Genomic DNA, 22,291 nt, shown 5'->3' with positions numbered 1-22,291 from the left:
TATCTTTGGCTTCTTGTCGGCAATTGGGCACCTTTGTGCCTCGTCATCAGGAAAGGGCGCTACAGATTTCGGCGGAGGTGTTGTATCGCCATTTCAATCGGGAACCTCTAATCTAACTGCGGACATCGCAGTGGCAAGCAGCCGATGATCTCGACATTTGGCCTATGAATTGACCATTTTTACATCCGATTTCTGCTGATCTACAAAGGTTGTTTTTTGTTATGATTATGACGTCGATCAATTTTTCTAGGATACCTCCAGTAATTATTCCGAATAATATCTAGTTATATTTGTATACACTTGAATGTCAGCTAATTTTCACGTAAAAGTTTTATTTTTATCGTAAAACCATAGATTATAATTTAGTTATTCTTGCAATTGGGCGGATTTCATCAAATTTTCGACGTATTCTTCGATAGGGTTGCCGCGCTATCGCCGAGAGGGATGGACATGTCCGTCGAGCTAGACGCAACGACCTATATTCACGCCAAACCGACAACCGCGCACGGCTATATCTTGCCCGCAGTGCTCGACGTGCTGGAGAGCCATTTCGACGGTTCTTTCGAGAACGACGTCTTTGATTTGGGATGCGGTACGGGCGGGGCGGCAGCGGCTCTTGTAGGAAGAGGATATTATGTCGTCGGCGTCGATCCTTCCAGCGATGGCATCGCCAAGGCCAATGTCAACTATCCCGAACTACCGTTGAATGTCGGCTCGGCCTATGACGACCTTTACAGGGAATATGGCACCTTCAATGCCGTCATCAGTCTGGAGGTCGTCGAACATGTCTACGATCCGAAGGCTTTCACCTCGACGATGTACGATCTCGTCAAGCCGGGCGGTATCGCCGTCCTCTCGACACCCTATCACGGTTATCTGAAGAACCTTGCCCTAGCCGCGATTGGGAAAATGGACGACCATTTCATGCCGTTGAAGGAGCATGGGCATATCAAGTTCTGGTCGAAAAACACGCTGAGCACGCTGCTGCTGGATGCCGGCTTCGACAATGTTCGTTTTGAGTATGTCGGAAGAATTCCCGTTTTCGCCAAGTCGATGATCGCCGTTGCGCAAAAACCTCTCAGAGAGGCTGTTGGAGCGGCAGTGATTTCGGATAGCATTCGTCGGCTGCGAACTGTGCGATAGAGAGCGCGGGTGCACCCGCGCCAAATGATGCCGATGCGATAATCCACAGGTTGTTTTTTACTGTGCGCGCTGCTGAAAAAAATCCTTACGAAATATTTACTTTTAGTTGCATTCTTGCTTAAACTCTCCATTATACGGCCGGGCGTGCTGATAAAGCGGGAGACTTATTCACATGAAGGCTAAATCGCCGAATTCGATTGACGTCTATGTTGGCAACCGCGTGCGCGTTCGGCGAAAGACGCTCGGGATGACCCAGAACGGCTTGGCCGAACTTCTGGGCATTACCTTCCAGCAGATCCAGAAATACGAAAAAGGAACGAATAGAATAGGCGCCAGCCGCCTTCAGCGCATATCCGAGATTCTTCGCGTGCCCGTCGGCTTTTTCTTCGAGAACGGCGGCGCTGGGCCGATCGACGGCGCGACCAATGAATTGAACAGCTTTTTGTCCTCGAAGGAGGGGCTGGCGCTCAACAAGGCATTCATCGCCATCGAGGACCCGAATATCAGGCAAAAGCTGGTGGCGTTGGCCAAAAGCCTGGCAGTCGCGGGATTGCCTGACAGCGACAGTGAGTTGCAGGATTCGGTTGTGAACAGCTGAGGACGGATCGTGCTCCATCTGCAGACATTCGGTGATCTGCGGTTAATCGAGACGAATGGCGACCCGGTTCGCTATCCGATCAAGGGCCTGTTGATGATGGCCCATCTCTATACCGGCGCGGGCCATGAACTCAGCCGTTATGAATTGGCTCAGTTTCTATGGAATGACGTCGAATCCGAGCTGGCGCGGCTCAATCTGCGCAAACTGCTTTCCCGCATCCGCGAGGCAGACGGCGGACGCGCCGAAATTCCCTTCGATTTCACCGCCACCACGGTTCGTCTCAACACGCAGGCGGTTTCCAGCGATCTGGATATTTTTCGCGCCGGCGGTCCGCCGCTGGAGCGGCTGAACGCGATCGCCGAACTGACCCAGCGTGGGTTCATCGGAAATATCAAACCAGCGACAAAGCTGATAGAGGCCTGGATCAGGACGCAACGGGACGCTCAGGCGCTGCAATTGCGGCAGGCATTGCTGGATGCGTTGCCGGACGCGCAAAAGCCCGGCGCTGCGCGCTCCATTTCCGGCGCCGCCCTGCAGATCCTCGAACGGGATCCGAATGACGAGCAGGTCAGAGCCTTGCTGCACCGGCTATCCCGCGGTTCGTCCCTCAGCGAGAGATTGCCGAACGGCGACGGCCATGCCAGGGTGCAGGTGAAGCGTTCCGAGGCCGGCGGTGAGACAACTGCCGACATCGAACTCGTATCGCAGGCGCCGCTGATCCTACCTCGGCTGGTGCTGCTTCCCCCGACATCGAAACATGCCGATGCCGGGCTTGCGCTTGCCAACGCCCTGATCGAAGACGTCACGATCGAACTCTGCGCGCTCAGAAACATTTCCATCGTAGCGCCCCATACAGCCGGCCAGATCCGCCGTGACTCCGAGAAGGCTGCCGTGGTCGCCCGTCACTCGATCGCCTATCTTCTGGATACACGACTTTCCGAAGAGGGATTGTTCGCGCAGCTGGTTTATTTTCCCACGGACGAGATCATCTGGGCCAATCGCTTTACGATGACGCCCGATATATTGCCGCGTCAGAGACGGCTGATTGCGCAGCAGTTGACCATGTCGGTGGCCCGCGAGCTGGCTGAAAACGAGGAAGAGCGCTTACGCTTCGAAGCCAATCCTGAGGCCTATCACGCCTATCTGGTCGGCTCGAGCCTGATGAGCAAATTGACATTGCCGCATATCCGCCGGGCACGAAAAGCTTTCAAGCAGTCGCTTTCGCACAAGGCGGATTTCTCTCCGTCATTTACCGGGCTGGCGAGGACCTTCACCAGCGAGTGGCTCGTGACGGCGCAGGGAAACAATGAGCTGCTGCATCTGGCGGAGCAGAACGCGCTTCGGGCCATCGAGCGGGATCCGGCATCGGCGGCGGGCCATCGCGAGCTTGGCGTCACCAAACTCTATCTCGGCGATGTCGATGCCAGTGTCGCCGCACTTGATCTGGCCGAACAACTCAGCCCGCATTTTGCCGATGTCATCTACAGCCATGCCGACACGCTCGTGCATGCATCCCGCCCCGGCGACGCGCTCGCCAAGATCAGAAGAGCGATTTCGCTCAATCCGATCGCGCCTGACGCCTACCTCTGGTGCGCTGCGGGAGCGAGCTTCTTCCTGGAACAGTACGAGGAGGCCATCGCCTATGTTGAGGCGATGAAAGACAAAGCGCCGGCCCATCGCATCGCCGCGGCCAGTTGCGCAATGATCGGCGATCGAAAACGGGCGCTATTCCATCGGCAACGGGCCGAAAGCATCAACCCGGTCTTCGACGTCGAGAAGTGGCTCGCCATCGTTCCCTTCAAGGAAGATTGGCAAAAAGAGCTTTATCGCGAGGGTCTGCTGAAGGCCGGTTTTTAACAATAGCCGAGGGGCATTACATGGCGAAAGCTGTCATTATAGGTATAGCTGGTGAGGCGGGTCTCTGGCTTGCCGATCTCGACGCGGGTACGGTCAAGCCTCTCAATCCGACGGGGGAATTGGCGACTGCAAACGGCCTGCGCAAGGCTGGCGGCACATTCGTGAAGGGCGTCGACCTCGCCGTCGCGGTTTCCTCGGCGCAGGTTGCCCTTTCCGGTCACGTCGATGGCTGAGCCGGCATTCTGACGCACCGATCCATATATTCCGACAGGATCATGTCGCCGCGGGAAACCCTTTCCCGCGTCGAACCTCTTTTGGCCGGGTTCGGCATCACCAGGGTTGCGCGACATACCGGATTGGACGATATCGGAATCCCCGTCTGGTGCGCATACGCCCCGAATTCCCGCTCGATCGTGATTGCCCAGGGAAAGGGCCTGACCGATCTTGATGCCAAAGTATCCACCGTCATGGAAGCCCTCGAACGGGCGGTCGCCGGCGAACCCACCGTCGATCTCGTCCGCGGCACCTCTTCCCGTCTGCAGGCAATGGGGCACAAGACCGACGCGCTGAACTGCCTGACCGCTCTTCATAAACCCGATCTCGGACCGGACGAGGAGACGGAATGGGTCGCCGGCGTCAATATTCTCACCGGCGAGGAGGTCTATATCCCCTTTGAAGCGGTGGTGCTCGACCGCACACGTGACGCGCGATACTGGATGTCGTCGGATGGCCTGGCCTCGGGAAACAATGTCGAGGAGGCGATCTTTCACGGCGTCCTGGAGCGTATCGAGCGTGACGCCCATGTGTTGTGGCAAGTGGGCGCGGAAGCGGATCGTTATGCCGGCTGCACCGATCCCCGCGGCTTTGAGGACGGCGCCCTGGACGGGTTGATCGACAAGATCGAAACCTCGGGATTGGCGCTCAGGCTCTTCGATATCACCAGCGACATCGGGATCCCCTGTTTCACCGCCATGCTGGGTCCTGGGGACCTCCTTCTGGGCTCTCGGGATCTTCACGGCGCCGGGGGTATTAGGCTTGGGGACATTCGCCTCGTCGAAGTGACCGGCGGTACCGGGGCTCATCCGTCTCCCGTCCGCGCGGCAATGCGGGCGGTGACGGAAGCCGTGCAATCCCGTCTGACCTATATCAGCGGAGCCAGGGACGATATTTCTCCCGTAACTTTCTCACGACGCCTGCCGCCGCTGCTGCGACAGGCCTTCGATGCGGTTGCCGCACCGCCCGCTGACACTATGGGCAGTGACGGGGTGGTAAAACATCGGCAACAGGATCTGGCGCAGTTGCTGCCGCATGTGCTCGACGCACTCAGAAACAGACAGATCGTTTCGGTGATCGCCGTGCGCCTCAGCGAGGACACGCTTCCGTTCAGTGTTGTCAAGATCGTCATTCCCGAGCTCGAAAATCCGGAGGGGGAGCGCGCCCGGCGGTTTGGAACGAGGGCGCTTGCCAGGGCAATAGGGTTTTGAAGCTCATTTTCGCAGGTCCCAGCCTTCCCGATGCGGCGTCGCTTGCCGGCGAGGGGATACGCGTCTTGCCGCCTGCCACGCAAGGTGATGTCCTGGCAGCGGTGGAGCAGGGTGCCAATGTTATCGGCCTTATCGACGGCGGCTTCGAATATGCCGCACCGGTCTGGCACAAGGAAATTCTCCATGCTCTGTCGCTGGGTGTCGCGGTTCTCGGGGCGGCAAGCATGGGCGCGTTGCGCGCTGCCGAATGCCATCCTTTCGGCATGACCGGGATCGGCCGCATTTTCGAAGACTATCGCACCGGCCGGCTGATCGACGATGCCGCCGTCGCGCTCACGCACGCGCCGAGCGCGCTGGGCAGCAAGCCGCTGACGGTACCGCTCGTCAATGTCAGCGCAACGCTCGATGCGATGGAGGATCGCGGGCTGCTGGAAAATCGGTTGCGCCAACGGCTCGAAGAAGCCGCAAGCGCGATCTTCTTCAAGAAGCGAACGTGGCGGGCGGTCGTCGAGCAATGTTCAGGGCTGGTAGAACCGGATCGCCAGCGACTGCTGGCGGCACTTCTGTCGAACGCCGTCGATCAAAAACGCATCGATGCCTTGGAATTATTGAAAGCCGTGCAGGACGTCCACGACATTCGCTCGACTGCCGATCTGCCCTGGAAACTGCACGACACCTCATTCCCCACGCGCCCAGCATTGTGAACCGAAGCCGGCAATAGTCACCGAGGGTTGTGTCACGCTTTTTTCACGGGCTGGATCACCTCCGCACGCGTATCATTTCTTCAATTCATTGGAGAAATGGGCATGGGCGTGACATCGGTTGTCAAGATAGATGCAGACCAAGGGGCGGAAGACGGTCTGGAAGAACTCGTCGCGTTGGCGCGGATGATCGCCTATGCGCGACAGGTCGCTCAGGATGTCAAACTGCCGTTCGCGACGAATTGCCTCGACCTTGCGCTCGAGGCAGTGAAGCAGGAGGTTGGGGAGGGCTTGACCAGGGAACTGGCCGAATTGAGCTCCCCGGTTCCGCAGGTGAGTGTGAGAAGTCATTAGTACGGCGCGTCCGATAGGGCGCGCCGAGAACGCTCCATCACTTCAAACCCGCGATAACCCCGAAAATCAGCTTCGATTTTCGGGGTTATGCGTGTGGTTGCGCGCAGCCGAGCAGTCGTCAATCGAACCGAGCCTTTTGTTTCAATCGCGGTGAGATAACGCGCTGAAACGGACGCCCGGTGTGGGCTGCTTCGGCGCTTCGGGTCAATTGTGGTTAGCTAGGGAAGCCCGGCTCGTTTCCGGCCGCTGGCGCTTTATTCAGAAGCTGTTCGAAATCCGTCTCACGGATGGTTTCAAGCGAGGGGTAAGCAGCTTCGCTGACGTTGCCTCCGGGCAGGGAGGCGGCGCGATTTCGCACTCAATGTCTTCTGCACGAACCAGCCTATCAACGGCCGACCCTTCATCTCAATGGGTCAGGTTGCGCTTCTGGGCCAGCAACAGAATGTAATCGTCGGCAATGTCTGCGATGGCCATTGCTACTTCCGCCGGATCGCATCCCTCGACCTTCGTATTTGCAATGAACTGATAGACCGCCTTCTCGATCTGCTTCCGGCAGATCATCACGCGCTCATCGTAACCAAATTCCGGAATCTGCGATGCTATATCACTCATCAGGTCGGCTCCCTCACTACTTACAGTGACCATGACACAAATTATAAGTTGAGCAAGCAAATGCTTTATGAAGGGTTAATTCGATTGCGAGGTGCGACCATTTCGACACAGGTCAGCCATCTCACTGGCCTCCGCGTGTTGAATCAGGACAGGTCAACTGCGCCCCGAGTAATCGCTTGTGTCGTATCGGGAGGCTCGTCAAAGAGGACAGGAATGTCTTAGGTCGTTGAGTTTTGTGTCGGTATTTCAATTGGCGAGCCTAGGCTCATATGCCGACTTTTGAAAAGACAGGCCGAATGCTATCGGCCGAATTGGGTCGACGCAGGTCACAGTAAATTAAGAAATATCCTTTTTTATCAATATTTTACGCTTTAATCCAGCAGTCTTGTTTGGCGCCGGCAACTTTTCTCCTTGCCACCGTCTCAGGATTGTTGGGGGCCATCGGCTGTGACAATCATCACCAATGATGCAGGCATTTGCTGGGTCGTTGAGAACTCGGCGTGGGAGGTAGCTTTCCGTAGATCTTCTGTTCCTGCGTCAAAGGTACTGCCGATGCTTTTGAAAATGTATGCACAATAATTTGAGATCGATAATTAAGTGCAGCAAGTAAAAATTTATCAAAAGGTAAAATTATTAATTTCAGACAATGGTTGTATTTAAAAATCAATTATAAGACGACTAAATTTTAATAGGATAGTGATAATTGATTTTATTCTTCTTCACTGCGTCGTCGATACTTATGGAGTTCTATCTGATAATAATCTCGAATTGATGACGATCTTTCTGTCTCCGCAATTTCATTGCGGATCCGAAAGCGTCCCCGAGATGAATTGAGGCGACGGTCGAAATAATGACAGAAGAGAACCCGAATTTTGCTCTTCACTTGCCGATGATGGGAGATTTTCTGATCAAGCCGAACTCAACAGCATAGTATCGCCATCCGAGGTAGAATCTATTTATGCCGATGCTGCGATAACGGCTGTCGCATTTGGCAACCAGCCAAAAAAAGCAAAGTCGAGGACCCGCCGGGGTGGGTGACGGGTCCTCCGGTAGGAATGCTTGCACGTGCGTAAGCATGATTACAGTAAAACTCGGTATTGTCATAGATCATTATTGGGTTGATTGCTTTTTTCATAACTCGTTCTCTTTTTTACTAATTGCTATTCTGCTTAAATATCAAATTTTGTAATAGAAGTAGCGGGGTAATCGCCACGCTGATTGAAGTGATGGATTGTTAAACCTTTAGATTTTTGAGCAGCCGAGCGAAAAACTGCCGTCAGCGCTGGCGCCACCAACAGATATGTAGCCGGCAGGCATCAAGCCTCTTGCGACGAGGTCGCTGCAGAGCATTCGCCGGAGCGATCGATCTCCGACAAGCGCCTGAACAATGCCTTCGTCCTGAAGCGTGACCAACCGCCAACCAATGGGACAAGCGGATCTATCTCTTCGAATTTCCTGAAATTCTTTCTCTTTTGTTCCCTGACCGGCCAGACTTTGGACAATGTCCTGCGTGCGGCTCTGTCGGCTTTTGAAAGGATCAATTTGTATAGGACGTCGGAAGCAAGCATTGGGCTATGATGATAAATGTGCTTGAGCGAGGTCGCGGCGCGGCGCCAATCTTTCAAAGCGGCAAATTTTGAAAATGCATAAAGATGCGCCGAGGCGCGGGCGCAATTGGCGACAAAAGTCGGAAGCTGTGGATTGCGGGCGATACATTGCTCGGTCACAGCCAGAAGCGATAGCGCCATTTGCGACCTGTCGGAAGACATGGCTGCTGAGTGAATACGATATCCCACTAGACCCAACGGCACCGTCTCGATCTTGAAATGCTCGGCTGTACGAAGTTCGAAGTCGAAATCCTCGCATCCTCCGATACCCTGCCTGGCGTAACTTGAATCGTAGCCACCGATCTTCTCAATGACAGCGCGGCGAACCATGAAGCCGCTGCCATTGCCGACGAAGCGGAATACGAGATGACGGGTGAAAATGGTGTCCCTGGCATTCAGTGACGAACCGGATCTCGTGCAATATCCCTCGGGATCGATAAGGCGGTGAAGGGCATAGACCGCGCCCCAGGTATTCGGCAGGGGATGGAGAGCCGAAAGCATTCTTTCGATATAGGTCCGATGCCATAGGTCGTCGGCATCGAGGAAGGCGATATAGTCGGATTTCGATGCTTCAATCCCGGTGTTGCGGGCCGCGGCGACGCCACGGTTTTCGGTCGAGACAATCCGGATCCTTGGATCTCTCGCGGCAAATTGGCGGCAGATCGAGGCTGTGTCGTCCGTCGAGCCGTCATCGACGATGATGATCTCCAGCGCCCTGTGGGTCTGGTCGATGACGGACTGGAGCGTCTGGGCAAGGTAGTTTCTGGCGTTATAGGCGGGGATCACGACGGCCACCCGAATCCCGGACATCGTTGACATATCCATCTCCGTCACCCGAGCTTCGACGTGGGAGCGGGAGGGCGGAGATCGATCCGATTCTTCATCAGCCTGGCCACAGCGGGTCGATGGCTAACGACGATGAGCGTTCTGCCGGCGTCTTCTTTCATCGCCGAAAACACCCGCATCTCGGTCTCTTCGTCGAGCGCGCTCGTCGCTTCGTCCAACAGCAGGATCTGAGGCCGGCCTGCGAGTGCGCGCGCCAGGCCTATGCGCTGCCTTTGTCCGCCCGAAAGCCGGATCGCCTCGTCGCCCAGCCATTCATCGAAGCCATTCGGCAGATCGTAGATGAACTCCGTTGCGCAGGCCACATCGGCCGCCCAGCGGATATCCTGCTCCGAGATATCGCGACGAAACCGGATGTTGTCGAGGACCGTGCCCTCCATCAGTTCAACGTCCTGACCCGACACGGAGAGCAGTTCCAGCCAACTGGAACGGTCGATGGTTGTCAGATCCCTGCCGTCGACCGTGATCAGGCCCCGGGTCGGCGGGTTGAGATCGAGTATCATGTTGAGGATGGTGGTTTTGCCGGAGCCGCTCGGCCCCGTCAGGGCCGTCGTTTCGCCTGCTCTGATCGAGAAGCTGAGCTCGTGAACCGCAGGTGCGTTCGACCGCTCATAGGCGAACGAGACGTTGTGGAAGACAATCGCCTCCGCCAGGCGGGTGACCGGTTCTCCTTGCGAGGTCAGTTTGATGTCATCCTTCTCCGCAAGCAGCGCCAGGACGTTCTGCAGCGATGCTTCCATCTCGTAAAGGCTGAGAATCTGGGAATCGAATCCTTTGATATGCGGCTGCAGCCTGTAAAGAAGGATCGTGGCCGAGAGGGCCGCCTTGAAATCCACCGGCAGGAATTCCGAGGATAGAATGATCGTCAGGATGACCCCGAAGGTCAGGATTTCGCTGACAAGCGAGGTCGTCGCGCCCATCCAGTCCGACCGGCGCCAAGTCTGGCCGACCTCCCTGGAAAGCGCCGCGAAGAGTTGCTGGTGGCGCTTCTCGAGGCCGAAGCTTTTGACGGCCTTGGCAGTTTGCAACGTTGTCCAGCTCAGTTGCGTCAATGCTTCCACTGCCGCCACCGCCGAGGCTCCCACGCGCCGGTAGGCGCCGGCAAAGAAGCCTAATGCGAAATTATGGAGGACGCCGAAGACGAGCCCGAGCAAAGCGATCGGCCAGGCCATCACCACCATGCCGACGCCGAAGATCACGATCGTGCCGAAATTGACCCCCAACCGTACCAGGCTCGCATGCGCCGAGGAGACCGCATAGGATTCCGTGGCGATGACGTTGATCAGGTCGCTACGCTCATAGTCCTGAAATCGCTGGAAAGGAATGGCCAGGACCTTAGCGTAGAGGCGATCCCGCATCCTGTCGCTAATCCGATGATTGATCGTGCTCGAGATGAGCGAGTTGGCGCATCCCAGAAAAATCCGCAGGAGGATGGAGCCGATGAGAATGCCGATCAGGACAGGCTTGGAAAGGCTGAGGTCGATGTTGCCGAAAAACGCCGGAAGCCATGCAATGGCGGAGCCGGAAACCGGGCCTTGCTGCCCGAGAAGAAAGACCAGGCTGACCAGAAGGGTTATCCCGATCATTTCCGAAAGGCCGGTGAGAATTCCGAGGACGATCATCACCGTCATCTTGAGCCGAAGCGCCGGCACGAGTTGCCGAAGCTCGCGGAACCGAGCTGCCACGATCAGGTTGTAGGCGGTGGCCGGCTTGGCGGATGCAGGTTTTCGAAACCTATTCATTGTCGGCTACCCGCTGAGCGATGGGGCTGGGCGGTTCCCTGGCCGGCATGCCGGCGTATCGATCGCGGAAAGCTGTTCCGGCTTGCGGGATGACCGCGGCGAAGCGGGTTTTGGGTCGGGCCGGAGGCTTGCCCAAGGCGCGCCTCGCTATCCGCATGCCGTGGCGTTTTACCTGCCGCCATCCCTGCCGCACCCCATGGATGATCAGGCGTAAGGGGTATTTGCTCACCATCATCGGCGCCAGCTTTTTGAGCTGCGCATAGTCGTCGTCGAGAAACGCCTTTTTGAAATACCAGGAGGCGGTGTTGAATTCGGCCGTGCGAATATCACGCTCAAAATGTGGATAGCGGGCGATGATCGGCGCCATCACCAAGGCGTGGGACTTCAGCATCCGATAGGCATTGCTGGACATGTTGCCCCTGGTAAAACGATAGCCGGTCAGAAAATCGGGTACCAGCGCGAAGGGCAGCGTTTCGGCGAGCGCCAGATAAAGTTTCAGATCCTCACACCCCTCGGCGCCGTTGTCGCGCAGGCCGGCGTCATAGCCGCCGCAGCGAAGTATCTCCGCCCGCGGCATTAAGGGCGTGCTGCCATTGCCGATGAAATTTTCCCGCAACAGCGGTTCGAAGATGTTTCCTTGATGCAGGACCGGGCGCGAATGGCCGAAAATGATGCCGTTTTCGTCGATCGCCGCATACCAATTGTAGGCAGCCCCGTTTCCGTGGGGAAATTTCAGCACCGCCTCAAGCTGGAGTTCGATCTTGCTGGGATGCCACACGTCATCGGCATCGACAGGGGCTATATAGAGGCCGCGCGCCTCCCTGACTCCGTGGTTGCGCGCCCGCGCAACCCCACCATTGTCCTGGCGGAGAACACGGACACGGCGATCGGTCAGGCCATAGTCGCACGCAAGATCGAAGGTGCCGTCCCGCGATCCGTCATCGACCACCAGGATTTCGAGCTTGTCGTAGGACTGGGCAGAGACGCTTCGCAGTGTTTCGACAAGCGTCTTCTCGGCATTGTAAGCCGGTATGACGATGGTGACCAAGGGGGATGCTGCGGCAGTCATGGCTTTGTCATCCGATAAAGGCTCCCGGCAGGCCGACGAGTCCAGGGAAGGCCCCAAGCGGGCGATCCCCGCGCACCTCGAAGCGCGGCAGAGCGAAGAAATTATCGGAGAAGGTAGCCTTCGCCGGCCGTGTCGTGAAGCCGATGCTATAGCCGGCAAGCGCCAGAATGCCCGGGACCCTGAAGTCTGTCCCGCCATAAGGAAGTGCGATCGATTCCACCGGGGCGCCCAGCCGGCTCTGCAGCGCATCGCGCGATAACATGGCTTCGGCCAGTAGGGCTTGGTTCTCCATCGCACTGGCTGGTGTGTGGGATGCGAGGTGGGAGCCGAAGCTGATGCCCTTTTGGTGCAATTCCTGAATATGTGACCATGACATCAGCGGTGCAGGTTCTCCATGGGCGGAATCCCAATCTGACCGACCGCCGACTTTATCGGTCACCACGAACACGTCGGCGCTGAAATCATTCTCGGCAAGGATCGGGTAGGCGTTCGACTGGAAATCCAGATAGGCGTCGTCGAAACTCAGCATCACAGGCCGGCCCTGTATCGGCTTGCCGCTGCGCAGAAGATTTGCCAGGTTCTGCGCGGTCACGCTGTAATAGCCCTGTCGCCTCAGGAACTGCATCTGCTTGCGGAAAATCTCCGGCGGCGTGCGGAAGCGCCGGAGTGCGGCGGGGCCGTCCTCTGCGATCCTGTGATACATCAGAATGGGAACCGAGGTGGTCACCTCCGTCTTCCATGCCGCCTCGCGCCCGATGCCCGCCGGTCCGCAGATAATGTGCTTTGCCACATCCGTATCCAATGGGGCTCCATGCGCTTCGATCCGCAGGGCGGGATCGGCCACCGCACCTTTCCTGAATCGGTGGATGGCGTAAAGCTCCGTGTCGATCGTCTCTTCCAGGGCGAGGCCGGCCTGCGCGGCAAAAACCCGTTTGATCGTCTCGGCGCCGAAAGGATGGCCCCAATCGAAACCGGTTCGGTCGGGTTCGTCCTGGCGGATATGCGCGTGGGCAGTGATCAGGTAGCCGTCTGGCTTCACTGCTGCGGCCATCTTCCGGCAGACGGCCGCAAGCATCTCCTCATCCTTCATATAGTAGAGGACTTCGGAACAGATAACGAGATCCTGCTCGGGCGGAACATCGCTTTTGACGAAATCGAGAACGCGAAGCTCGACGTTACCATGGTCGCGGCACCGCTTGATCGCCCTGTCGATCGCCCGCTGGGAAATATCGGTGGCCGTCAGCCGACCGACCTTTGGCGCCAGCTTCTCGGTAAAGATTCCTTCGGCGCAGGCGAGTTCGAGGGCCTTTTCGATCCCTTCCGGGATCAGGCTCAACGTCTGCGCATATTTGACTTGCTCGTAGACCGAAATGTAATTCCACGGATCCGGGCGTTCGAACATATGCTCCCAGTATTCCTCTTCCGACTGAGTGGGAGCAGTCTGTTTTCTTTTCTCCGACCGTGGCTCGGCAGAGTTTCGAAACCGCGGTGCCAGTCGATGTTCGAAATCCCGCAAGATTTCGGAAAGCCGGGCGTCGTTGTCCTGTTTGTCGCCGGGCGCTGTGGCAAGGAGGGCATTGCGTCCGACGCGCACCAAAAGCCTTTCGAGACGCCCTCGCCGCCGGCCGCTTTTAATGATCAGTCCGCCGAATGTCCTGTAGCCGCGCAATGCCTCCCTTGTCCAGGAGCTGGCATAGGCGAGTGCGTGGGGCGTTTGCAGATGCTCGTCTGCCTGCATCTCATGCATGACCAGCCTGATCTGCGCCCGGATCGAAAGATCGCCCCAGAATGGCCCGACAAAGGACCCGACATGCTGTCCGCCGGACATGGCGTGCATGATGAGTGTATCGGCTGGCTCGGCCTTGGGGATTCGTGAAAGCGTTTCGAGCGCGACACTGACCACTTGGACATTGCCAAGCGAGAATGACCGCGAAGGGTTTGCGGCGGATATGTGCCAACAAACGGCGTCAATGATCTTGCGCCCAGTGCCGGGGAAGGAATGTTTCTGAATCAGCTGGATGAGCAAAAGGAACGTCGGCTGCCATTTATCGCTCACATCGATGAGATCGTCGGCCCGATCGATAAAGAGCCCTGTCTGCAGGCCATGCAGGATTACACCGGCAAGGAGGTTCTCGTAGCCCGCGGCGTCCGGCATCTCCGGCAGCAGTGCGGCGAGGGCTGCGACATCCAAAGTCGGATCGCACTTGGCCGCGATGACCCAGGCGAGCATACGCAGCTGGCTGACGGGGGGCGTGATCCAACCTGTCTCCGGCCCCCCGGCCGACAAGCCCTGCTGCATCTGCAGTGCCTGCGCCTCCGTCGTCACGCGAACGGCGTCGCGCACCAGTTTGACCGGATCGCCGGACAGCGAACCGGCCTTCATGCGATAGAATGCGAGGCACTTGTCCACATGGCGAAATTCGGCGCCTGCAAAGGCCATGCGGAGCCAGAGATCCCATTCCTCGCCGGTCTGCAAGCTTTCATTCATGCCTCCCAAAAGCTCGAAAAGGCTTTTGGGAAAGACGACCGTATGGATGGCAAGGGCGCAGAAGGAGGAGAATTCGCGCTTGGCGGCGTCTCCCGTCAGGATGGGAGCCTGTTCTACCCGCAGCAGCCGGCCGCCCGGAGCAACGCGACGATAATCGCAATAGGCGATAACTGCTGGAGATGCATCCTCTGCCACCGGCTGCATGCTTTCGATGAAGGTCGGATCCAGCCAGTCGTCGGCATCCAGCATGCAGAGCAGGGGTGCGGATGCCAGTCTCGCGGCGTGGTTTCGCGCCGCGGCGGCACCCGCATTCGGTTGGCGGGCGAGGCGAATGCGGCTATCCGTTCTTGCGATGCCCTCAAGCACCTCCCAGGTGCGGTCGGTCGAACCGTCATCGACCACGACGGCCTGCCAGTTCGATCGTGTCTGCTGCTGCAGGCTGGCAAGACATTCGGCAAGCGTGTCGTCTGCATTATAGGCAGGGATGAGGAATGAAATATCAGGCGCGGCAGCGATCACCATGCGGGCCTCTTCCATCGCCGCAGAACGTATAGAGCGCCGTTTACGCTTCCGAGCATCTCCTGCTTCAGGAAGAAATCGTGCGACGTCGCGCCTTTGCGCAGGCGTTTGCGGAGCCGTCCGGCATAATATTTCGGAAAGGAGATGAGGATGCGCCTGAGGTTGCCGCCGTTTCCGGTATTCTGATACTGGACGAGCAGCGCCGCGATATGGCCGCTCATATACTGGTAGATCTGTTTGGCGAGCCCTTTCATATCCTTGCGATGAAAGTGCCAGGATACGGCTGTCGGCTCGTAGCGGCAGACATGGCCATGATGGAGGAGTCGGTTCCAGTATTCGGAATCGCCCGAGCATCCGGCGGCGCCCATATCCAGGCGGACATCGAACAGGCCGATCTCGTCGAAAACCTTGCGACGGAAGGCCTGACTTGCGCCGGCTCCGATCGTCCAGACCGGAGCGCCGTAGCGCCTGTGCAAACGATAGAAGTCCTGATTGAAATCCTGCCGCAGATAACCCCTGCCGAAACTCCAATGCTTTTCGAAGATAAACTGTGCTGGCGTTGCGAGTTCTCCAGGAAGGACCAAGCCGGTTACGCAGGCGATCTCAGGCAGATCGAACCCCTTCATCAGGTTCTCCAGCCACCGCTCGTGGAGGACGACGTCATCGTCGGTAAACGCGACGAATTCGGTTCTTGCCGCACGAACCGCCGCATTGCGCGCATAATCCAGCCCGACCCGATCTTCGCGGACATAGGTTGCGCCCGATTCCTCTACCACGCGACGCGTTGCCTCGCCTGCAGAGGCATTATCCACCACGATGATCTCGACGGGGCCGAGCGACTGTTTGGGGATCGAGGCCAGGCAACGGCGTAGCTCCTCTGGCCGGTCTTTGGTGCAAATCAGAATGCTGACGTCACAGTTTCGCACAGGGGTTTGCGTCACTTGACGCGCATGCTCGAGCGTCTCAGGTCGCACGACACGCTCGGCGAGTGCCGCCGCCGTCTCTGGCCTTTCGATATAGGCTTGTCCGACGGGAAGACCATCCGACAGAAAGACCACGAGCCCATCGGAGATCGGGGGCGAAACGGCATCGAGGCGAGAGGAGGCGAGATCGAGATAGTGAATCGGTACGGGAAAACTCATATCCTTCAGATCGGACGGAACTGGTTCTCGCATCATCACTCTCTCAATCGCACCGTGAACATACGCCAACTGCACCCAGGACGCGAGCCTCGAAAGTCATTATGGTTTATTCTGCAGCGTGCGCCTTCATTTGGTCCTTGAACCAATCGAGCGTCATCGCCACGCCCTGTTCGTAGGTGATCTTGCACGACCATTCGGGCATGACATAGTGCGCATTGGTCAAGTCCGGCCGTCTGTTCGTCGGGTCCTGCGGCGGTGACGGCTCGAAGACGATCGGCACGCCGCCAACGAGTTTGGAGACATATTGCGCGACCTCGAGAACCGAAATCTCGCGATCGTTGCCGACATTCAGAGGCCCCTTATAGTCGGTTTGATTCATCCAGAAATACCGCGCGAAACCGTCGACAACATCATCGACATAGCCCCAGCTGCGAGACTGAAGGCCGTCGCCGAATACGGTAATCGGGCGGCCCGAGAGCGCCTGGGTGATGAAGTTGGAGACCGCGCGACCATCGTCGGACCGTGTCCGCGGGCCATAGATGTTGAAGGGACGAACGATCTTGACGTCGAGCCCCTGGGTGCGCTGCATCTCGAACAGCAGCGACTCCGTGCATCGTTTGCTTTCGTCGTAGGACGCACGCGGTCCGGTACAGTCCACTTGGCCCTTATAGGATTCCGGCTGCGGCGAGACCAAAGGGTCTCCATAGACTTCGGAGGAAGAGGTAAAACAGAAACGCCCGCCCTTCTTCAGCACATCGAGAAGCCGGAACGCACCGAGAAGGTTCGCGGAAATCGTCCTCTTCGGCTCCTTCATGTACCACGGCGGCGATGCGGGGGATGCGAGATGGTAGACTTCATCGAATTTCTCCGAGGTCTGCAGCGTCTCGACGTCCGACTTCACGAAGTGGAAACGGGGGTCCCTGATGTGCGCGATATTTTCGAAAAGCCCGGTCCAGAGGTTGTCGACAACGACCAGCTTTTGAATGTCCGTCCTCATCAAAAGTCGGTCACACAAGTGGGATCCGATGAAACCAGCCCCGCCAGAAATCAATACGCTTTTCATTGCATTGCGCCTCGTGACTTGAGATAAGGTGCCCGTTTATTAGCACCGCCTGTAAAGCGTGACAATTACTTAGAAGAATTCTAAGAAATACTCGCTTATTAATGTTAATCGTTAAATGCACCTACTTTAAGGTGTTACTGCCGATGCCACGCTCGATAACGAGCAGCGCCGGACTGGAGTACTCGTCCAAAAGCATGTCGCTCGGCGGCAAACGGGGGCTGGATGTGTGCTGAATTTTCGAAAGGTTCGGTGCAAATATTGTCAGCAACAACCGGTTTTTGAACATGCTTCCTAAGTAGAAGTTGGTCACATGCGATCCAATGAAGCCGGCCCTGCCAGAAATTGATACGCTTCTCACATCAGTGCGCCTCGTTACTTAACGATATATTATTGTTATTACAGCGATTGAGAGTTTAGTATGGGCACGAAGTCCGGGGGCAGGTCGGACTTTGGTCTGAATTTCCCGAGCGCGGAAACGATCGTCTCCGTTCGAAAATCCAAACTATGGCGCCTGCGCGTCTTTTCAAGCGCCTGGATAACGCTTTAACACATTGGATCTACCTCATTTTTACCGAGGATAGATTCCGATTTTCGGGCCGATGCGCGAGCACTGCCCGTAAGGTGTGGCAATTGTTTAGGAGGTGCTAAAAATGCCGGTCGGCCGTACAGGCTTCTGGCACTGGGCGACGGCGCCTGGTTTCTCGGGGCGGCCAGCCCGGTTCTCACCATGGCCGTTCTGGCGCGTCTGATCGGCTACATGCTGCGCATCAAGCCTTGATGATCGAGGTCAGCCCTCCGGCGACGACGCAAGCCGGTTGGCATCGAACTGGACGGCGACCGGAATGATATCCTCACCTGACGTGGCGACATTCACCTGACGATGAACCGTGCGCGGGGAAACGCGAGGCGCACTCAATTCCATCATCTCGCCAGGAGAATGCAGCGCCCATTTCATCAGCGCCGCTTCGGACGTCGATCCAAAGAATCTTGCTTCTTCCCAGGAAGCGGTCATGGGCAGGGAGGCGATCATGTTCGTGCCCCGCTTGGAGGTCTGGTGTGCAACAAGGCGGGGTTCGAAGCGGGCGTAGGCCGGCAACGCCGGCGCCGGCCTATCCGGAAGGACATCAATTGGGCCGATCGACGCAGTCTCTATTTTGTCATTCATATCAGCGTCGCGCTCGAGGGCGGGCGGCCGCATCGCCGGTATCGGAATCGGCAAAGACGAAAGATCCGGGGCGGACCGTTTGTCATCGCGGGAGGCGGCGTCGGTCTGCAGCGCGAGCGCATTCAATGCTCGGCTTCGGGGCGTAGGCAGAAGCGCCGTCACCAGTTTATTGTCCGTGGTATCGCCGCCCGACCTGGTCGACGTGCTCACGTCTTCGTCTTCGCCAGCGGTGCTGGCGATCTGAATCGAGGTAGAGCTGCCGCGCTTCCTGTGGTTCGCAACCGCCTGATTGTATCCCGGCAGCGGCCGGCCATCGGCCGGCAGATGCATCGTCTGCCCATTCGGGAATATTCGAGCGAGTTCCTGCCGGGACATGCGGGGCCAGGCCCTGACGTTGCCGACGTCGAGATGCACGAAGGGCGATCCCGAGGTCGGATAATATCCGACACCGCCGACCTGCATCTGCATTGCCAGCGCACGCAGCGTCGAAAGCTTCACGCCGGGAACATAAAAATCCATCGCCTTGCCCAGCATGTGCTGGCTCTTCTTGGCGACGCCCGTGCTGCGCGAGCGGTTGCGGAGCATGTTGTTGGTGGTGGGCGAACGATAGGCGGAGACGATGTGGATGTAGTCCTTGCCGCCGCTGCGCTTGTATACCTCCCAGACTAGGTCGAGCAGCCGGGGATCCATCCGGGTCGGCTCGTTCCTTCGCCAGTCGCGCAGAAACCGATTGATCTGGGCGAGGCCCTTCGGATCGAACTTTCCGTCCCGCTTGTAGGTAATCGTCGCTCTCTCGCCCGTATGGGTAAAGAACAGCTTCAGGGCGCGATCTTCCGCCGAGGCAAATGATGCAGAACCGATAAGCGCCGGCAGCGCAAACAGAGCCGGCAGAATGGTCTTGGCGACAAACCGTTCCGCACGCGACAGGAGCGTGGCAATTCCGCCCAAGGCTGCGCCTGATAATCCTTGCACTGGATACTTCAACACGAACATCCGTCCTACACCAAACACTCGACGGCGTGCGGGATCTCCGCATCCATCACACTTAGTAAAGCCAGCTTATGGTCAATAAATTCCTAACGAGGGGATGCGTGAGGTCGGTGAGTTGAGGATGCGGGCCACCACCCGAGGCGGATTGCGCCCCTGCGCCCATTCATCGGAGCCAAGCACAAATCCGCTTCCACGAGCGTGACGTACTGGTGACCAATTGCGGCCGCAGCCGAACGACCCGATAGGAGGAGCCTGACAAGAACATCATGCATTCGCGAAACAACCTCAAGTCGGTGCTTCCATCTAGCGAGAAGTCCCGAACAAAGAAGAATCCGTCGACAAGATCGTTGAGTGCGTGCCAGGCCATTGCGACGGAGGCATCGAAATCATTCTCAAGCGAACGGTCGAGGACGTCCGCGCGATCAATATGATCGCTACCAAAAAGAACCTCGAAGAGTGTTCGGACTTCGAGAGCCTTCATGGCTATCTCTCGTCTGATGTCGGCGTAGCGCGGATCTTCGCTGACCTCCTCGAGAATCTCTTCTTCATCTTCCCACATCGGGCGATATTCGACGTAAAGGCTGTTGATTTCGTTGAAGAGTGGAAGCAGTTGACGGGCCTTATGACGGAGGGATCGCCAGATCCAGGGCCGGTCCGCTTCGAGCCGCTGCAAGAGCGAAAGGTGGGCCATTTGCGGGAACGTCGCCAAGGATCCGACAGTTTCCATTGCAAGATCGAACGGTACTGCTGGATCGACCTCCTCACCGTGTTCAAGACGCGCGAAGAATTCGGCCCATGTCATTTCGTCGCTTCGAGCCAAGACGTGCAGGAGGTCAGGAGAAAGATTCGACCTTATGATAAGTTCGCCATTCGCCAGGATGTGCTGATGGGCGCGGACGAGGAGGTTCGCGTCGTTGTAACTGAAGCTGGCAGTCGTCCTCAACCACCGGAACAGATCGACGGCAGTGGCATCGGGATTGTCCTTCGTCATGTCAGCGATGATGCGCGCTGCTTCGACAAGGTATTTTGAGCGCCATCGGCGGGCGCTGTTGAGATCAGCTTTCGCCTTTGCACCGGCTTTGAACACGAACGGCCGCTTGGCAGCATTTTCACCGTTGGTCACGTCGCGTCTCCGATAGTTTGCTTGCGAGTGTCAAAAGGACTTCGGAGCCGTAGCATCATAAGTTTTTCTTTCCGGTAAAGGATTTGACCCATGCCCCTGAGATACATTGGAGGGTACGGCGGGATGCATGTCGCGGGATGCCCTGCCACGACGGAACACCAGCTCAGATCCTAGATATGCCCACGTATCTCCTCGTCCGCGCGACGTCGCGGGCAGCGAATACACTTCTTAAGGTGAGGATTCATCGGCGGGGACTATAACTGTCAGACTGGGGTCCCCTGTTCGCGGCAGGAAGCGTGGTTCGACTTTCAGGCGTCCGGTAATTTTATTGTCGAGGGCGGCTGCGTTGAAGCGAGACGATCTGGACATCATCGTTCGCGTGTTCCCGGTCACACCATTCCGCGGAGGGTGGAACCGGCCAGCAGTCGAGCTCCGGATCGTATACTCCAGGAAGAGGGAAGAACCTGTCGATGTAGACGAAGTCTCGCGTGTTAAAGGTCGCCACCGGAACCTGATGTGCAATCGACAGTGCAGCCAAGATGACGTCGCCTCCGAGCTGAATTCGAAGCGGCTTCAGGCTCTGGCCGTTTTTGTTATGTCTTTCTGTTGTCAGGAAGAAGTGCTGCAGTGCCGGAGTTGCGGCCATGCGACCGAGCAGCCGGGAGGCCTCGCTGTTCATCTGAGGGTAGGGGTCGCAGTCGGCTACGAACTTGTCGAACCAAGCAAGCAGCTCGAGCGCCTTGGCGGGGTTGTAGCGCTGGGCTGTTCTGATGCCGTATTCCGTTTCGTACAAGGACGTCCAGGGAACGGCGAGAAACCCGACGGGCAAGGACTCCAGCCATTTCCACAACCATTCGGGTGCATTAGGCAGGTAGGCCATCGAGATGATGTTGGTGTCTATCAGAAGTTTCGCCACATACCGCCACTTTCCTGCGTGAGAGAACAGAGGTACGGTGGCGTCAGTTCGCTTATAAAGAGTTACTAGCTGGATGGGCCATACTGACAATGGATTCGGACTCGACTTGGACGGCGGAAGAGGCGGCGGGGAATTTTGTGCGCGTTCTCGAATGTGCTAGAGCAACCGGCCCGCAAGAGATCCATGACGACACCGGCGTCTATGTGCTCCAGGTAGTGCCTGGCCGCAAGAAGGTCGACGTCGCTAAGGTATTGCTGAAGTTGCGCCCAAAGGGCTAGTTTTGGGCGCCTGACATCAAGGATTCGTTCACCATATTTTCACATCCGTGAGAATTTTTCGAACGCCGGATCTCACGTTAGTAAGCTGTTCCGCCCAGATCGAACCGTGCGTAGCCGGCCTGTAACTGGGCAATCTATGACGTCCCAGCGCTTGTTCTCGTTGAGCTTTGACATGACGGCTCCGTCACGCCGGCGCCTCGGGGAGGGTTTCGAAACCGATCCGTCTGACGAGTTGATGCGACTCGCCGTGGCGTCTATCGTCGTCGTATTGCAGTCGACCTGCAATACGGACGCGATGTTGCAAATCGTGCGTCCGGTGAATGCAAATGTCCGAAAGACCGGGCGCCTAGCGCCGAACCAGGACGGACGAAATGCCAGCACTCGAGATGAAAACGGGTTCCTCAAGCGAGATCGACGCAGCACTCAAATGGCATGGGGGCGACGCCCGCGCGACCATCGAGACGCTGCTGCGGGACTGCGAGCACTTGCGCGCGCAGTTGACGATCGCAAGCAGATGCCTGAGCCATGGGCTCACCCGCGGGTGGCTCCCCGTCCTCGAGCGTGGTGCCGGTTCGTTGCCGGACCCGAGCTAGGCCC

The 22,291-nt window shown here is 57.5% G+C and carries 18 protein-coding genes; 8 read left to right on the top strand and 10 right to left on the bottom strand.

Translation table 11 applies throughout. From position 1 onward, the window contains the following. Positions 1-450: 450 nt before the first annotated feature. From OLZ32_RS08240 to OLZ32_RS08210, 7 genes are all read left to right on the top strand, one after another. Entirely contained in the window at positions 451-1,143 is a 693-nt protein-coding gene (locus tag OLZ32_RS08240) for a class I SAM-dependent methyltransferase (RefSeq protein WP_264397522.1), read from the top strand. A 172-nt stretch (positions 1,144-1,315) separates the two neighbouring features. Continuing rightward, positions 1,316-1,741 carry a helix-turn-helix domain-containing protein gene (locus OLZ32_RS08235; RefSeq protein WP_003542102.1) on the top strand — a complete coding sequence of 142 codons (426 nt, stop codon included), beginning with the start codon at positions 1,316-1,318 and terminating at the stop codon, positions 1,739-1,741. A gap of 9 nt (positions 1,742-1,750) precedes the next feature. Beyond that, entirely contained in the window at positions 1,751-3,598 is a 1,848-nt protein-coding gene (locus tag OLZ32_RS08230) for a peptide antibiotic resistance protein (RefSeq protein ID WP_264397523.1), read from the top strand. Positions 3,599-3,618: 20 nt separating this feature from the next. Then, a complete protein-coding gene (locus tag OLZ32_RS08225) occupies positions 3,619-3,831 on the top strand; it encodes a hypothetical protein (protein ID WP_003542097.1) in 213 nt (70 codons plus the stop codon). Between the two features lie 42 nt (positions 3,832-3,873). Beyond that, a complete protein-coding gene (locus OLZ32_RS08220; RefSeq protein ID WP_264397524.1) occupies positions 3,874-5,082 on the top strand; it encodes a YcaO-like family protein in 1,209 nt (402 codons plus the stop codon). Continuing rightward, a complete protein-coding gene (locus tag OLZ32_RS08215; RefSeq protein WP_003542092.1) occupies positions 5,079-5,786 on the top strand; it encodes a TfuA-like protein in 708 nt (235 codons plus the stop codon). The genes OLZ32_RS08220 and OLZ32_RS08215 overlap by 4 nt, the downstream gene beginning before the upstream one ends. A 102-nt stretch (positions 5,787-5,888) precedes the next feature. Further along, entirely contained in the window at positions 5,889-6,137 is a 249-nt protein-coding gene (locus tag OLZ32_RS08210) for a hypothetical protein (protein WP_003542090.1), read from the top strand. A gap of 405 nt (positions 6,138-6,542) precedes the next feature. On the opposite strand, the gene OLZ32_RS08205 is transcribed toward OLZ32_RS08210, so the two are convergent. From OLZ32_RS08205 to OLZ32_RS08160, 10 genes are all read right to left on the bottom strand, one after another. Then, positions 6,543-6,749 carry a hypothetical protein gene (locus tag OLZ32_RS08205; protein WP_003542083.1) on the bottom strand — a complete coding sequence of 69 codons (207 nt, stop codon included), beginning with the start codon at positions 6,747-6,749 and terminating at the stop codon, positions 6,543-6,545. Between the two features lie 1,316 nt (positions 6,750-8,065). Beyond that, positions 8,066-9,190, bottom strand: a complete 1,125-nt coding sequence (locus OLZ32_RS08200; RefSeq protein ID WP_264397525.1) for a glycosyltransferase family 2 protein — start codon at positions 9,188-9,190, stop codon at positions 8,066-8,068. Then, entirely contained in the window at positions 9,187-10,941 is a 1,755-nt protein-coding gene (locus OLZ32_RS08195; RefSeq protein WP_264397526.1) for an ABC transporter ATP-binding protein, read from the bottom strand. The genes OLZ32_RS08200 and OLZ32_RS08195 overlap by 4 nt, the downstream gene beginning before the upstream one ends. Next, positions 10,934-12,010, bottom strand: a complete 1,077-nt coding sequence (locus tag OLZ32_RS08190; RefSeq protein WP_017989160.1) for a glycosyltransferase family 2 protein — start codon at positions 12,008-12,010, stop codon at positions 10,934-10,936. Before OLZ32_RS08190 ends, OLZ32_RS08195 begins: the two co-directional genes overlap by 8 nt. Positions 12,011-12,017: 7 nt before the next feature. Next, positions 12,018-15,020, bottom strand: a complete 3,003-nt coding sequence (locus tag OLZ32_RS08185) for a trifunctional glycosyltransferase/class I SAM-dependent methyltransferase/polysaccharide deacetylase (RefSeq protein WP_264397527.1) — start codon at positions 15,018-15,020, stop codon at positions 12,018-12,020. Continuing rightward, positions 15,014-16,234 (bottom strand): glycosyltransferase family 2 protein, encoded by a 1,221-nt coding sequence (locus OLZ32_RS08180; protein ID WP_264397528.1) that lies wholly within the window; start codon positions 16,232-16,234, stop codon positions 15,014-15,016. The genes OLZ32_RS08185 and OLZ32_RS08180 overlap by 7 nt, the downstream gene beginning before the upstream one ends. A gap of 31 nt (positions 16,235-16,265) precedes the next feature. After that, a complete protein-coding gene (locus OLZ32_RS08175; RefSeq protein ID WP_003542074.1) occupies positions 16,266-17,222 on the bottom strand; it encodes an NAD-dependent epimerase/dehydratase family protein in 957 nt (318 codons plus the stop codon). Positions 17,223-18,009: 787 nt separating this feature from the next. Then, positions 18,010-19,380, bottom strand: a complete 1,371-nt coding sequence (locus OLZ32_RS08170) for a DUF882 domain-containing protein (RefSeq protein WP_264397529.1) — start codon at positions 19,378-19,380, stop codon at positions 18,010-18,012. A 160-nt stretch (positions 19,381-19,540) separates the two neighbouring features. Further along, positions 19,541-20,500 carry a hypothetical protein gene (locus tag OLZ32_RS08165; RefSeq protein WP_264420526.1) on the bottom strand — a complete coding sequence of 320 codons (960 nt, stop codon included), beginning with the start codon at positions 20,498-20,500 and terminating at the stop codon, positions 19,541-19,543. A 325-nt stretch (positions 20,501-20,825) separates the two neighbouring features. Next, positions 20,826-21,416: a type II toxin-antitoxin system VapC family toxin gene (locus OLZ32_RS08160; protein ID WP_264420524.1), complete on the bottom strand. Its 591-nt coding sequence runs from the start codon at positions 21,414-21,416 to the stop codon at positions 20,826-20,828. 649 nt (positions 21,417-22,065) lie between these two features. On the opposite strand from OLZ32_RS08160, the gene OLZ32_RS08155 reads away from it, so the two are divergent. Further along, positions 22,066-22,287 (top strand): hypothetical protein, encoded by a 222-nt coding sequence (locus OLZ32_RS08155; RefSeq protein ID WP_264420522.1) that lies wholly within the window; start codon positions 22,066-22,068, stop codon positions 22,285-22,287. Positions 22,288-22,291 lie beyond the last annotated feature (4 nt).

The sequence above is a fragment of the Rhizobium acaciae genome (assembly GCF_025941625.1).
Taxonomy (GTDB): domain Bacteria; phylum Pseudomonadota; class Alphaproteobacteria; order Rhizobiales; family Rhizobiaceae; genus Rhizobium; species Rhizobium acaciae.
The sequence above is the reverse complement of the archived record's forward strand: the minus strand, read 5'-3'. Positions and strand labels throughout refer to the sequence as shown.

What these genes read in the sequence shown, in the direction of transcription:
- OLZ32_RS08155 (WP_264420522.1), top strand. Translation starts at nt 22,066, where the DNA reads ATGCCAGCACTCGAGATGAAAACGGGTTCCTCAAGCGAGATCGACGCA.
- OLZ32_RS08190 (WP_017989160.1), bottom strand. Translation starts at nt 12,010, where the DNA reads ATGACTGCCGCAGCATCCCCCTTGGTCACCATCGTCATACCGGCTTAC.
- OLZ32_RS08235 (WP_003542102.1), top strand. Translation starts at nt 1,316, where the DNA reads ATGAAGGCTAAATCGCCGAATTCGATTGACGTCTATGTTGGCAACCGC.
- OLZ32_RS08185 (WP_264397527.1), bottom strand. Translation starts at nt 15,020, where the DNA reads ATGGTGATCGCTGCCGCGCCTGATATTTCATTCCTCATCCCTGCCTAT.
- OLZ32_RS08205 (WP_003542083.1), bottom strand. Translation starts at nt 6,749, where the DNA reads ATGAGTGATATAGCATCGCAGATTCCGGAATTTGGTTACGATGAGCGC.
- OLZ32_RS08175 (WP_003542074.1), bottom strand. Translation starts at nt 17,222, where the DNA reads ATGAAAAGCGTATTGATTTCTGGCGGGGCTGGTTTCATCGGATCCCAC.
- OLZ32_RS08210 (WP_003542090.1), top strand. Translation starts at nt 5,889, where the DNA reads ATGGGCGTGACATCGGTTGTCAAGATAGATGCAGACCAAGGGGCGGAA.
- OLZ32_RS08240 (WP_264397522.1), top strand. Translation starts at nt 451, where the DNA reads ATGTCCGTCGAGCTAGACGCAACGACCTATATTCACGCCAAACCGACA.
- OLZ32_RS08225 (WP_003542097.1), top strand. Translation starts at nt 3,619, where the DNA reads ATGGCGAAAGCTGTCATTATAGGTATAGCTGGTGAGGCGGGTCTCTGG.
- OLZ32_RS08170 (WP_264397529.1), bottom strand. Translation starts at nt 19,380, where the DNA reads ATGTTCGTGTTGAAGTATCCAGTGCAAGGATTATCAGGCGCAGCCTTG.
- OLZ32_RS08195 (WP_264397526.1), bottom strand. Translation starts at nt 10,941, where the DNA reads ATGAATAGGTTTCGAAAACCTGCATCCGCCAAGCCGGCCACCGCCTAC.
- OLZ32_RS08220 (WP_264397524.1), top strand. Translation starts at nt 3,874, where the DNA reads ATGTCGCCGCGGGAAACCCTTTCCCGCGTCGAACCTCTTTTGGCCGGG.